Annotated in this window: 10 protein-coding genes; all 10 read left to right on the top strand. The window is 36.8% G+C overall.

The window, feature by feature from the left end:
• Window positions 1-23 precede the first annotated feature (23 nt).
• The 10 genes from tssK to B6D18_RS04165 all read left to right on the top strand — a co-directional run bounded on the left by tssK (window position 24) and on the right by B6D18_RS04165 (window position 13223).
• Window positions 24-1376, top strand: a complete 1353-nt coding sequence (gene tssK / locus B6D18_RS04210; RefSeq protein ID WP_086363294.1) for a type VI secretion system baseplate subunit TssK — start codon at window positions 24-26, stop codon at window positions 1374-1376.
• A gap of 10 nt (window positions 1377-1386) precedes the next feature.
• Window positions 1387-2052, top strand: coding sequence for a type VI secretion system protein TssL, short form (tssL, locus tag B6D18_RS04205; protein ID WP_158092515.1), 666 nt, complete (start codon window positions 1387-1389; stop codon window positions 2050-2052).
• A gap of 11 nt (window positions 2053-2063) precedes the next feature.
• On the top strand, window positions 2064-3833 hold the full coding sequence (locus tag B6D18_RS04200) for an OmpA family protein (RefSeq protein ID WP_086363292.1): 1770 nt from the start codon (window positions 2064-2066) through the stop codon (window positions 3831-3833).
• 26 nt (window positions 3834-3859) lie between these two features.
• The gene (locus tag B6D18_RS04195) at window positions 3860-4348 is read left to right on the top strand and encodes an Hcp family type VI secretion system effector (protein ID WP_086363291.1); all 489 of its coding nucleotides are present in this window, start codon (window positions 3860-3862) and stop codon (window positions 4346-4348) included.
• A gap of 77 nt (window positions 4349-4425) precedes the next feature.
• Entirely contained in the window at window positions 4426-7236 is a 2811-nt protein-coding gene (tssH, locus tag B6D18_RS04190) for a type VI secretion system ATPase TssH (protein ID WP_086363290.1), read from the top strand.
• Window positions 7237-7250: 14 nt separating this feature from the next.
• Window positions 7251-7553 (top strand): hypothetical protein, encoded by a 303-nt coding sequence (locus B6D18_RS04185; protein ID WP_086363289.1) that lies wholly within the window; start codon window positions 7251-7253, stop codon window positions 7551-7553.
• Window positions 7546-8391, top strand: coding sequence for a hypothetical protein (locus B6D18_RS04180; RefSeq protein ID WP_086363288.1), 846 nt, complete (start codon window positions 7546-7548; stop codon window positions 8389-8391). The genes B6D18_RS04185 and B6D18_RS04180 overlap by 8 nt, the downstream gene beginning before the upstream one ends.
• A 97-nt stretch (window positions 8392-8488) precedes the next feature.
• Entirely contained in the window at window positions 8489-8755 is a 267-nt protein-coding gene (locus B6D18_RS04175) for a PAAR domain-containing protein (RefSeq protein WP_086363287.1), read from the top strand.
• A 4-nt stretch (window positions 8756-8759) separates the two neighbouring features.
• Window positions 8760-9893, top strand: coding sequence for a hypothetical protein (locus B6D18_RS04170; protein ID WP_086363286.1), 1134 nt, complete (start codon window positions 8760-8762; stop codon window positions 9891-9893).
• Window positions 9894-13223 carry an ImcF-related family protein gene (locus B6D18_RS04165; protein WP_086363285.1) on the top strand — a complete coding sequence of 1110 codons (3330 nt, stop codon included), beginning with the start codon at window positions 9894-9896 and terminating at the stop codon, window positions 13221-13223.
• The last annotated feature ends 13 nt before the right edge of the window (window positions 13224-13236 follow it).

Here is a 13236-nt window from a genome sequence, read left to right as displayed (position 1 = left end):
AAAAACTGGGAGTGTTAGGACACATGAAAATTTTTCGTCCTTTATGGAACGAAGGCGTCTTTTTGACGCCTCAACAATTCCAACAACAAATACTGTGGAACCAATTTTCCTCACAAAAATTAGCCGCTATGTCGGTGGCTAATCCGTGGGGCATTGAAAAACTGATAATTGATACACAAGCACTGACGGTAGATCGTCTTAAAGTCGAATCAATCAGTATTCGTTTTCCTGATGGTGTTTTCATTAATACCGATGTTGCCGATAAGTTACCGGAAATCAGAGCACTTAATACCGATATACCAGTTGAACTTGAAGAAGTTACTGTTTTTGTGGGCATTCCGTTATTGTTGGCTAATGGTGGAAATTGCTTGCAAGATAATCAACGTCTTGAGAGCCCCTTGCGTTATCGACAAGAATGGATTGAAGTGACCGATCTGTTTGGTCAAAATTCTGAAACCATTGCTGTTGAACGTTATGCCTTGACATTTTTATTCGACTTTGAAGACCATAGCGATTATTTAACCTGCCCGATTGCAAAATTGAAACGAGATCTTAATGGCCAATTTGTTCTTGATTTTGACTACATTCCACCATTAATGAATCTATTTACTCAAAGTGGAGCATTATTAAAAGAGTTAGAGCTTCTTTGTGTTCAAATACAAGCAAAACGTCAACGATTGATGGGTATGCGTCATGAACGCAATCAACAAATGGCTGAATTTGCGATCGCTGATGTTTCTTTATTTTGGCTTTTAAATGCACTAAACACATTTGAACCGCAACTTAAATTCTTGCGGGATAATCCGACTATTCATCCAGAAAATCTTTATCAAACGCTAACCGCATTAACAGGGGCTTTACTCACATTTTCATTGGCGAATGATGTTGATGGTATCCCAACTTATCAGCATACTACACTTAATGATGTGTTCCCTCCCCTTTTTGAATTAGTACGCAATTTATTAGAAGAAAGTTTACCATCTCGCGTGATCAAAATTGATTTGGTTCATGACAAAGATACGTTGTGGACAGGAAGATTAAACGATTCTCGATTGGTTGAAGATGCAGATTTTTATCTCTCTGTTCGTTCAAGTATGCCGGGACATCAATTACAGTCACAATTTCCAATTTTATGTAAAGCTGGAGCACCTGATGATGTAAGGCAGATTATACATTCAGCTTTATCGGGAATCCCATTAAAAGCGCTGAGTCATGTGCCCGCTGCTATACCGATGCGCTTAGAAAATCAATATTTTGCATTAGATCTTTCACATAATGCGGCAAAAAATATGTTGCTAACGCGATGTTGTGAATTTTATGTACCGAGGGCAATGCCTGATATTTCATTGGAATTATTCGCGGTGTTGCGATCATAGGATAAACATTATGAGTATAGAAACCCAAAAACTGGTTATTGATGAGTTGCTAAGAGATTCAATCTTAGTTGTAGTGCAACTAAAAGTCAAAGCAGATATTCCTTCTGGGCATAAATTATATGAGCTTTGTAAACAGCAAGTAATAACGGTTCGTGACAAATTGTATAACGCTCAATATAGCCATGATGTAATTGATGATATCAGTTACGCTTTATGTGCATTATTAGATGAAACGGTCTTGCTTTGCCATCGAGATAACCCTAAAAACCAAGACTACGATGAATGGTTAGGTGCACCATTACAAGTTATTTTTTTTAATACTCATAATGCTGGTAATGATTTATTTGAAAAAATTCGAGCACGTTTGAAAGCGGATATAAAAGAGATGTTAGTGTTGAGTTGTTTTGACCGAGTATTAGGATTAGGATTTCAAGGTTGTTATCTTGATAAACCTCAAATGGAACGAGAGCACCTCATTTTAGCATTGCGCGAAGCTGTTCGCGAATATGAACCAGAACAATCACACCCAATAATTGAGCAGACACAAACTTATCGGTATTGGGGGCGAAAAACCCTCTTATTATCTTGTACTGCATTATCGGTTGTTGCTGTTGTTGCACTCTATTTCATATTAAATGATCAACTTGATACATTGATTCAACAAATTGTCGGATAAGAAGGAGTTTTATGAGCGATTACCCTAAGCGTATCCAAATTATCTACGCGGTCATATTGAGCTTATTGCTACTGTTTGTTTTCTTACCGATAACAATTGGTTGGAAGATTATTGGCTCCATTCTAGTTGTAGCAATTGCCAGCGGATTATTATGGCGAATGCAGCACTACCGACGAGTACTTGCTTCATCAACAGAAAACATTCAGTTTTTGACACAAAAACTTGATTTATTGCCAGCAAGACAACGTTATCGTTTACCAATTTTATTGGTAACTGGGAGTGCGGCAAAAGATTTTTTCCCTCACGATTTATCATTGGCAGAATCGAATGTGTTGGTCTCATCTGAAGCGGTTTGGATCTATGTTGATGAGTATTCACATCTTCCCATTGTTTATGATTCATTAATCGCTAAATGGCCGGACATGTTAGGGCGAGTAGGCATATTTCTTGCTTTTGCTCCCGAATTAGAAGATAAACAAGGATTATTGATCGCTAAATTACAAGCATTTCGTCAATCTTGGGCTGACACATGTCGCATAGCAAAATACCAAGTGCCCGTCTATTTATCAGCACATATTGGTTTTAACGATTTAATTTATGATGAACAAGATCCATTGCCGATTTACTGGTTTCAACTGGTCAATAAACGCCTATACTTACTTGATCGTTATTTATCACCTATTAATAACTGGGTAAATGACATCAAAATTGCTTCAGATGAACGAGAGCGACGTTTGAGATTACGCCCTTTTTTGAATGAAACGCAGTCTTGGATTGAACGTATTGTATTAGCGACGTTAGTCGATTCAAAACAACCTATCGCTAAATGTGAACCAACTGCTATGGCGATTTATCCCACTAATCAATCCGTCACCGACGATAATGTGATGCAGAAATTATGGAAAGGCTTGACCACATTGCCTCTCCCAAATACACATAAAATACAAGAAGCCATCAGCCCACCTGATGCATTAGTAAAATCTATGCCTATAGCATACCCATTATCGCCAATTTGTACGATGATCTGTGGTTTAATCATGATCACATCTGTTTTTGTAATCGGTTGTTTGGGTGCGTCGTTTTGGAATAATCTTAAATTTGCTTATCAGATACAAAATGATATTCACCATTACAAGCTCATTTCAATGGAATCTTATGAAGAAAAACGGCAAGCGCTTGAACAATTAAAAGATGATAGTTTCATATTAAATCAATATCTAGCGCAAGGTGAGCCGGTTCGTTTAGGAATGGGACTTTATCGAGGGCAACAGTTGGTTAAACAATTAAATATTGCAATGAGTGATTATATGGCAAAACCACCAGAGCCTGAAAAAATCATTGTCAAAGAAACCGAAGTAGTGGTCAAAGATCCTCCTCCCATTATACGTTTGGATAGTTTATCACTTTTTGAAAGTGGCCAGTCAAATTTAAAACCAGAATCAAGTAAAGTATTAATTAATGCTTTAGTGGAAATGAAAAAGCAGATCAATGCCAATCAAGGAACAGGATTGCTTATTTTAATTACAGGTCATACTGATTCAACGGGTGATGAAAGCAAAAATATACAATTATCATTAGAGCGGGCGGTCGCAGTAAGAAACTGGATCATAAAAACAAGTGATATTCCTGAAACCTGTTTTGCAATACAAGGATATGGAGCTAAAAAACCGCTAGTAGATAATGATACATTAGAAAATAGAGCGAAAAATAGACGAGTAGAAATTAGTTTAATTCCTCAAATATCAAATTGTATTTTGGCAAATGAAAATGAAAATGTGTAAAAACAACAACAAAAGGAGTTAATACCATGGCAGTTCCAGCATATATGTTTTTAAAAGATGACGGCGGTGCAGATATTAAAGGTTCTGTAACCGTAGTCGGTCGTGAAGGTAGTGTTGAAGTGGTTGAGTTTGACCATAAAGTCTACATACCGACAGATGGTAATACAGGTAAACTAACAGGAACTCGTGTCCATAAAGCACTTGAATTTGTTAAAGAAGTAGATGCTTCATCGCCTTATCTCTATAAAGCAGTGACAACTGGTCAAAACTTAAAATCTGTTGAAATTAAATGGTACAAAATTAATGATGCAGGTCAAGAAGTTGAATATTTCAATACTTTAATGGATGGCGTGAAAGTAGTCTCGATTAAACCTGAAATGCATAACATTAAAGATCCAACCAAAGAACAATATAATCATTTAGAACGTATTGAACTGCGTTATGAAAAAATAACGTGGACTTACAAAGATGGCAATATTATTCACTCAGACAGTTGGGTTGAAAGCCGCGGCTAATGTCGCATCGGTTGAACCTGTTGAAAAACAGGTTCAACCATTATTGGTTTAACAATGAAATAATAAAAGGAATAGTAATGATTGCGGATCCCTCTGTGTTATTAAGAAGACTAAATCCCTATTGTGCAAAAGCACTTGAGTCTGCGGCTGGATTGTGCCATACACGCGCACATACCGAAATCACACTTGAGCATTGGTTATTAAAATTATTAGAACAAGGATCTGGCGATATTACGGTTATTGCAAGGCACTATCAGCTTGATATGGATAATGTTTGGCAAGGATTACTCAGCTATTTGGATTCATTACCGCATACGATTAATAAAAAACCCAGTTTATCATCATCGTTGATTGCTATATTACAGTCAGCATGGTTAAAAGCCTCATTAGAAGATAATGAAGACATGATTCGCTCTGTGCATGTTTTACAGGTACTGCAAAAAATGCCTCATTGCTTAAAAGCACAACAAGCATGGCCATTGTTGAGTTTATCCGTTATCTCATTACAAAAAATGCGTTCAATGTTAGATGAAATGTCTGATGAAAATCCGAGTAATCAATATAGTTATTCAACAGATGAGATCACCGGATCTCCAGATCAAATAGATAAAGATTCCCAAACGAATACTCGTGTAAATGAAATACAATCCAAAATGTCGCAATCGACCGTTTTAAATACACGTTCTAAGCAGAATCATCATCAAGCAGCACTGAATCGCTTCACTGAAGATGTCACTGAAAAAGCCAAAAGTGGAAAAATTGATCCAGTATTTGGTCGGGATGATGAGATTCGGCAGATGGTGGATATTTTATCCCGTCGTCGTAAAAATAACCCCATTTTGGTAGGAGAACCAGGAGTAGGGAAAACCGCACTAGTTGAAGGATTAGCATTGCGTATCGCTGAAGGTAATGTACCAACCAATCTTAAAGGTGTTAGTATACTTACGCTTGATCTTGGTTTGCTCCAAGCGGGAGCTGGCGTTAAAGGTGAATTCGAACAAAGGCTGAAAAATGTTATTGACGCAGTTCAGCAATCTCAAGTACCGATATTATTGTTCATTGATGAAGCTCATACAATCATTGGTACGGGTAATTCTGCCGGAGGTGCAGACGCTGCCAATTTGTTAAAACCAGCTTTAGCAAGGGGAGAGTTGCGAACTATTGCTGCCACAACATGGTCGGAATATAAACAATATTTTGAGAAAGATGCCGCACTTGAACGACGTTTTCAAATGGTTAAAGTCGATGAACCGGATGATGAAAAAGCTAGTCTTATGTTACGCGGATTAAAATCACGATATGCGCTGCATCATGGCGTTCATATTCTTGATGAAGCAGTCAAAACCGCAGTTTCATTATCTCGACGTTATATTAGTGGTCGTCAATTACCCGACAAAGCCGTTGATTTATTAGATACAGCATCTGCCCGTGTCAGAATGGGGCTGGATACGATTCCTGAATCAATTACAAAAATTGAAGCTAAAATTGATGCACTCATTATTGAAAAAGAAGCCATTGAAGTTGATGTTTCCCTTGGCGAAACTGCCTCAACAACGCGTCTAATTGATATTGATAGTCAATTAAGCCAATTACATCAAAAATTAACATCTGTGCAAACTCAATTCGAAAAAGAAAAAAAACAGGTTGAAACTTTAATTGAGTTGCGAAAAAAACTAACACCTACTGCCGATAAAAAAATACGCAAACAATTGGTCGAAGTTCAGAAAACATTAACTAAACTGCAAGGTACTGCACCTTTATTGTCGTTAGACGTGGATAGCCGAACGATATCTTCTGTCATTGCAGACTGGACGGGTGTTCCATTAGAAAGTTTATTAAAAGATGAACAAAGCCATTTATTGACACTTGAGGACGATCTTCGTTTACGCGTAGTAGGGCAAGATAATGCGTTGTTTGAAATTGCCAAACGGATTCGAGCTGCTAAAACAGGACTCACTTCAGAAGAAGCGCCGATGGGGGTATTTTTGCTCGTTGGGCCTTCAGGTGTAGGTAAAACTGAAACAGCTTTGGCTCTGGCTGATACCTTATTCGGGGGGCAACAATCGCTGATTACAATCAATATGTCTGAGTACCAAGAAGCACATACTGTCTCCCAACTCAAAGGATCGCCTCCTGGCTATGTCGGATATGGGCAAGGTGGTGTTTTGACTGAAGCTGTCAGAAAACGACCTTATAGCGTGGTTTTATTAGATGAAGTTGAAAAAGCTCATCGCGACGTGCTTAATTTATTTTATCAAGTTTTTGACCGTGGGTTTATGCGAGATGGAGAAGGTCGGGAAATTGATTTTCGCAACACATTAATTCTTATGACGTCGAATTTGGGCAGCGATGAACTTATCGCTCTTTTTGAACAAATGCCTGATGCAGATGTATCTACTCAGCAAGAATTATTACGTCCAATTATTCGAGAACACTTTCAACCAGCACTGCTTGCTCGTTTTCAAACTGTTATTTTCACACCGCTAGCAAACGATTCATTACGACATATTGTGGAAATGAAATTAAACAAAGTGGCTTCACGGTTACAAAAACATTATAAAATCGATTTTAATGTGGGCGAACAACTCTACGATCAATTGGTTTCTGCATGTTTATTGCCAGATACTGGCGCAAGAAATATCGATAGTATTCTGAATCAACAAATTTTACCAGTGGTATCAAGCCTTCTCTTGCAAAGAGATAGTCATCATGCTGATACAACACAAACATTAATTCTCGATTTTGATGAAAGTGATGGCATTGTACTTGAGTGGGCAAAACAGTCAAATCAGAAGGCAAAATCGAAAAAAACACAGACAACTAAACCGACAAAAGCGGTTTCCGTGAAAACCATCAAAAATAGTAATAAACCAAAAAAACAAGATTAAATAGAGAGAGCAATATGGCACAGACATTTAATCAACTGACCAGTCAGTTAGGTAAGAGATTGGCTGACGGATTATCGACCGTAAGTCATAATCGCTATATATTAATGGTTGATGTCGTGTTAAATCAGCTCGCTTCGTTTGCCTTTAAACCGATTAGCTCCAATTCATTAACTGAGGCGTTGAGCTTGCATAGTGCTCAAGAACAAACAGATACCTTAGATCAAAAAGAGAGTGAATCTAATGATACTATAACGCTCTCAGAAGCGTTAGCATTAGTGGAGCAAGATATCGACGAACGAGTACTATTATATGTCTAGTCATTATCAAGTATTAAAAGGCACGGTAAGTCAATTAATCGTATACGATGACGAAGAAGAGATGCGTTCAGATCATATCGGTTTAATAAACCTTATTGGAATTATTATACTCAGCTTCTTTGAAGTAATCGTCTCAACAGCATCCGCACTTGGTTCATTAACCTGTGGCAGTATAAAAATAGCTGGGCAAGGTTTTTGTTGTTATATTGGTAGCAAATGGGGGGAAAGTAAACTGGTTGGTATCGGTTTTAAAGACGGTGATTATATTGAAGCCATTGTCGAACCACAAAAAGATAATACCTATAAAACCTATGCCGTACGAGTACCGCAGCAACATGCTTACTTTTTTCCCCGTTCTGTTGGTACTACTACTTTACATTTTTTGAAATATTGCTCTATTTTTTCTGGCGGCTTTAGTGTCGTAATTTTATCTATCGGTTTATTGATAGAATTTTTTTCAAGAGATTTCTTGAATTATCCGTGTGATTTATTTTGGTTTTTTATATTTGTATTTATTCTGCTTATTTTTATATTCTTTTTTATGTTCGGTGGTCATTACTCTTTTCTAAGTAATAAAATATACGCCATTTGGGGTTATCCTAAACCGTGGCTATTTAATAGTGTCAAGGAAAATCTTCAATTTAAAAAAATGAACCGTGATGGCGATCCAATATTATTTGATGACCCGCAAACTCCAGATTTTAAAAAGCTAATCAAATATAGTCCTTATGCCGATTATTATTGTCGGACGCCAATTTTACCAGATTGGGTAACTGTGTTAGATGAAAGAGGTAAACACCCTAAAAATGATGTTGTTATTATACGAGATGAGACATAGCTACAATAGTTGAATAATAGGATGAGCCATTTCATTCACGTTTATAAAAACAAAGGTTATCGATAATAAATAAGATAAGTAACATGGAGTAGCAAAAATGGGAAAAAATGTGGTTAGATTAGGTGATCCAACAACACATGGTGGAGCGGTAATTTCGGTTTCATCAACAATGATTGCTGAAGGCAAACCTGTTGCGTTGGTTGGAGATCTAGTGAGTTGTCCTAAAAAAGGGCATGGTGTTAACAAAATTATTGAAGGATCTCAAACTTGCTTCTCCGATGGTAAACTTGTGGTAATCGACCAGTGTTTGTGTGAGTGTGGTTGTAAAGTACTTTCTACCATTAATAGTGTGGTTATGGAGTAATATTATGTCTTGGCCTAAACCTAAAGCGATTGATACATTAAAACCACCGGTAAAGTTACATTCTGGGCGATGGTTTTTATTTTTTATAATATTGATATTTATTACTGGCATGATACTTGCTTTGATGTGGCCAAATAATAATTACAGCAAACAATGGACATTTTGGGCTGGTACAATATTTATATCATCAATGATTGGGGGTATTGCGATTGGTATTCGTTTTTATCTTTATGGCCTAGCACAAGAAGAATATGAAATATGGCAACATGAGCAGAAACATATCGCACAAAATTGGCAAGCATGGGCAATGAAATCATTAGTGGTTCTTGATAGTTATTATCATTTACCTAATCAAATAACAATACAACAACTATTAACCGATAGTGCTAATTTAGAGATTCAAATCAATAAATCATTAACATTTGATGATACAGTAGAACTCCATCAGCACATTGAAGATCTGTTTTTTTCTATCCATCATCAATTATCTATTATCCCTGTGACTGAGACCATCAATATCACTGTGTATTCATCTAATGACGCTTACAATTATGTCGATGATGATATCCATCGTGCCTATAAAGCAGTAAAAATAGTACAACCTTATACACTCACTCATCAGATTATGCCTTCTGCTAATCCCGACAAATTGACAGAATGGATTGATTCGACTCAAACTGGCTTACAGCTAGTGATTATCAATAACACTATTTCATCAGGTACTGCTTTCTTATGTGCTTTTTTATTGATGGATAAACAACATTATCTTGATTTAGCAATTGATATAGCACAAAGTGAAATATTACGACCTATGGTAACTGACGATCTGTTTATCGGTGTTAATCAGATGGTTGAAATGCAACCTGCAACACATCAAATAAATCAACTATGGTTTGCCAACTTGGATCATAAACAAGAAGTCAATATTGCAAAACAGTTAGCTGAATTGAACATTTCTCCAGAACAGATATATAAATTAGAAAGCCTCGTAGGTAATCAAACAGAACTTTCTTATTGGCTTTCATTGGCGCTAGGGTGCGAGATGGTAACTAAAACAAAACAAAATAATTTAATTGCTGCAGTAAGCCATAATCAATGGCTATTTTCAGTGGTGACAACAGTGAGTGGGGAATCATAAATGAAAAATAAATGGAAAAAAATTGGATTAATTTTCATTATATTATTGGGCGCCTTATTATTCGCTGTTGGTCTCTTTTTTTGGGGAACTTGGTTAGGTTACCCGACAGTAGGACAAAAAATTGCCATCTGGTTACAAGCGATGCTATTGTTATTGGGTTTATTATTGACACCGATTATTATTACAAACAGTCGTAAAATATGGGCAAAAGATAAATCCAAGCGTGAATCATTAAATCCAATTGAACACAAAAAATCAGAAAAAACACTGCCATTTTCCGAATTTTTAGATATAAAAAAGCAGTGTCGATATCGTTCAGGATTGTTTTGGCGTTATAAAATTCGTAAATGTTTAGTATTGGGTTCTTCTTCTGATATTCAACAATTATTACCTAATTTGACTACTGAACTCTGGCAATTATGCGATAATACTTTAATGATTTATGGTGGTGATATTCAAGATGAATTGAATACTTCATGGTTACAAGCGTTAAAAAAACAGTTTTCGCGTTGTATTCCTTTTTTCCAAAAACCTCTTGATGCATTAATTTTAGTTCTACCTAAGCATTATCTTGACAATACCCGACAACAACAATTAGCACTTGAAAAGGGCATACTACAACTGCAAGCTCGTAATAAAGCCTTAAATTGGTCCGCGCCAGTTTATTTAGTTGCGGGGCAAAGTTGCGAATGGTCACAGGTTGGACGTATGGAGCAAAGTGTTGGTCTGCTTTTTCCATCATTAAAGAAAGAGACGATGGAATCTGTTGTGGTATCACTGAATCAATTGGCTAAAGAATGTTGCCAACGTGGTGTGCAGCAGATTAAAAAAAATACCCATTACTCTTTTTTGCTTAAACTGAGTCAGGATTTAGAGAAATGTGATATTAATAACATTACACGCTATTTAACGTCGCTTATTTCATTCCCTTATTCACCACGTGTTCGCGGACTTTTTTTTACACCTTATCAGTTATCTCCAAAAGAAGAACAACCGCTTTTTGAACATTATTTGTCAATGACACCAACATTGCAGTCAATTAGCGATGATGCTCAATTACAATTAGGGCGACGAATGGGCATTCAATGGGGAACGGTGTCTTGTTATGCTTTACTTGTGTCCATGGCAGTGACTGGCGTGGCATTACTCACGTCATATTACCGTAATGCTGCCCTAATTGATGATAGCTTTGAACTTGTTAAAAAAGTCGATGATTCTGTTACACAAGATTATGTCATTCAACTACAAACACAATATGAGTTGCAACAACGATTAGAACAACTACTTTATCGTCAGGAACAAGGAGCGCCGTTATCTTATCGATTTGGATTGAATCATAATGATGCTTTGTTAAATAAATTATGGCTTAGCTATCAAGTAACCAATTCGCGTAATATTGCTACACCATTTTATAATCATATGACCGACTACCTAACTGTGCTCACAGGGTTACCTCCAGATGATCCAAATCGCATAAAATTAGTCGATTCGGCCTATGATGTATTAAAAGCCTATTTAATGATTAACCATCCTGACAAAAGTGATGGAGTATATTTGAGTCAATTTGCCACAAAAATATGGCGAGCGCCTAAAGGCATCAGTGATGGCGATTGGCAGCGATTAATGCCAGAATTAGTTCGGTTTTGGGGACAAACACTCAATTTACATCCTGATTGGGCACAACAAAACGATCCTCGTTTAGTCAAAGATGTTAGGCAAATTTTAATTAACCGAATTGGTGTTAAAAATGCCGTTAACACGCTTTATCAAGAGATAATTCAACGAGCCAGTCAACATCATGCAAATCAAAATCTGAATCAATTACTCGAAGGATTAGATAGCCGGTTACTATTTTCCAGTGATGTTGACATACCAGGTGTATATACTAGAAAAGCATGGGAAGAGACAATAAAAGATGAAATTGAAGATGTTGCTAAATCACGGCAAGAGCAAATCGATTGGGTGTTAAGTGATGGTGAAAGCAGATTAACAGAATCCATATCACCCGAAACACTAAAAAAACAGCTCACAGAACGATATTTTAGTGAATATGGTATGGCATGGTTACATTTTTTAAATACTATTCAGTGGAATCAAACTAATAATGTTTCAGATGTGATAGAACAGCTAACTCTACTGGCAGATACTCGGCAATCGCCTTTAATTGCGTTAATGAATGTTGTTAAATACCAATCAGAAGTGGCTTATAACGGAGGTAGCTTGTCAGATAATTTACTACGGTCTGCTCAAGAGTTAATAGGCAATAAATCACAAACTGGGTTACCAAAAAATAACGATGCCTCTAAACCATTAACGGCTATATTTTTACCCATAACTAGTTTGCTTCAAAATGACAATACGAATGAGCTTTCTTTGCAAACATACCTATTACGAGTTACTCAGGCTCGATTAAAATTGCAAAATGTCACAAATAGTGCCGATCCTCAATCAAGAATGCAAGAATTGGCAAAAAGTGTTTTTAAAGGTACTTCTGTCGATTTAACTGAAACGCGAGATTATGGCAACTTAATCGCGGCAAATCTTGGTGAAGAATGGTCTGGTTTTGGCTACAGCCTATTTAAGCAGCCGTTAGAACAATCATGGCAAGTTGTATTGGCACCAGCCGCAATGAGTTTCAATAATACTTGGCAAGATCATATTGTGAGTCAATGGGAAAAATCTTTTGCCGGCCGTTACCCGTTTAAAGATAGTGAAAATGAAGCATCATTAGCTGAATTGGCTCGCTTTTTGCGCACTGATACTGGAATTATTGATCGTTTTATCGCTAATGAATTAAATGGTGTATTAGAAAAAAAAGGTGGGAGCTGGGTTATTAATACCGCAAATGCTCAAGGACTTAATTTTTCTCCAAAGTTTATTGAGACACTGACACTCTTTAATGAAATTTCGGCAGAATTATTACCATCGGGGGATGTCTCTTTTTCATTCGATTTAATGCCTCGAAGTGGCAACAATATTACTCGAACCCAATTAGTGATTAATAAACAGAAATTGGAATACTTCAATCAAATCCCTGTATGGCAAAGTTTTAATTGGCCTGGTGATGGATATTCACCTTATTCACATCTTAGTTGGAGCAGTGACACATCTGGGCTACGGCTTTATGGTTATTATAGTGGTGATTGGGCATGGGTACGTCTACTCGAATCAGCATCAGTAAAGCCTTTAGATTCAAGTCGCTATGAACTAGTTTGGAAAGCACCGGATGAACGTAAATTAAGGTTCATTTTACGAACACAGCTAGGGGGTGGTCCATTGACCTTACTGAAATTACGTAATTTTACGTTACCACAAACCGTATTTGAATGATAATTAATTTAAA

It is taken from the genome of Gilliamella sp. A7, assembly GCF_002142015.1.
Taxonomy (GTDB): domain Bacteria; phylum Pseudomonadota; class Gammaproteobacteria; order Enterobacterales; family Orbaceae; genus Gilliamella; species Gilliamella apis_A.
The sequence above is the reverse complement of the archived record's forward strand: the minus strand, read 5'-3'. Positions and strand labels throughout refer to the sequence as shown.

Coding starts and splice junctions, on each gene's coding strand:
- B6D18_RS04195 (WP_086363291.1), top strand. CDS start 3,860: ATGGCAGTTCCAGCATATATGTTTTTAAAAGATGACGGCGGTGCAGAT.
- B6D18_RS04170 (WP_086363286.1), top strand. CDS start 8,760: ATGTCTTGGCCTAAACCTAAAGCGATTGATACATTAAAACCACCGGTA.
- B6D18_RS04180 (WP_086363288.1), top strand. CDS start 7,546: ATGTCTAGTCATTATCAAGTATTAAAAGGCACGGTAAGTCAATTAATC.
- B6D18_RS04200 (WP_086363292.1), top strand. CDS start 2,064: ATGAGCGATTACCCTAAGCGTATCCAAATTATCTACGCGGTCATATTG.
- tssL (WP_158092515.1), top strand. CDS start 1,387: ATGAGTATAGAAACCCAAAAACTGGTTATTGATGAGTTGCTAAGAGAT.
- B6D18_RS04175 (WP_086363287.1), top strand. CDS start 8,489: ATGGGAAAAAATGTGGTTAGATTAGGTGATCCAACAACACATGGTGGA.
- B6D18_RS04185 (WP_086363289.1), top strand. CDS start 7,251: ATGGCACAGACATTTAATCAACTGACCAGTCAGTTAGGTAAGAGATTG.
- tssK (WP_086363294.1), top strand. CDS start 24: ATGAAAATTTTTCGTCCTTTATGGAACGAAGGCGTCTTTTTGACGCCT.
- B6D18_RS04165 (WP_086363285.1), top strand. CDS start 9,894: ATGAAAAATAAATGGAAAAAAATTGGATTAATTTTCATTATATTATTG.
- tssH (WP_086363290.1), top strand. CDS start 4,426: ATGATTGCGGATCCCTCTGTGTTATTAAGAAGACTAAATCCCTATTGT.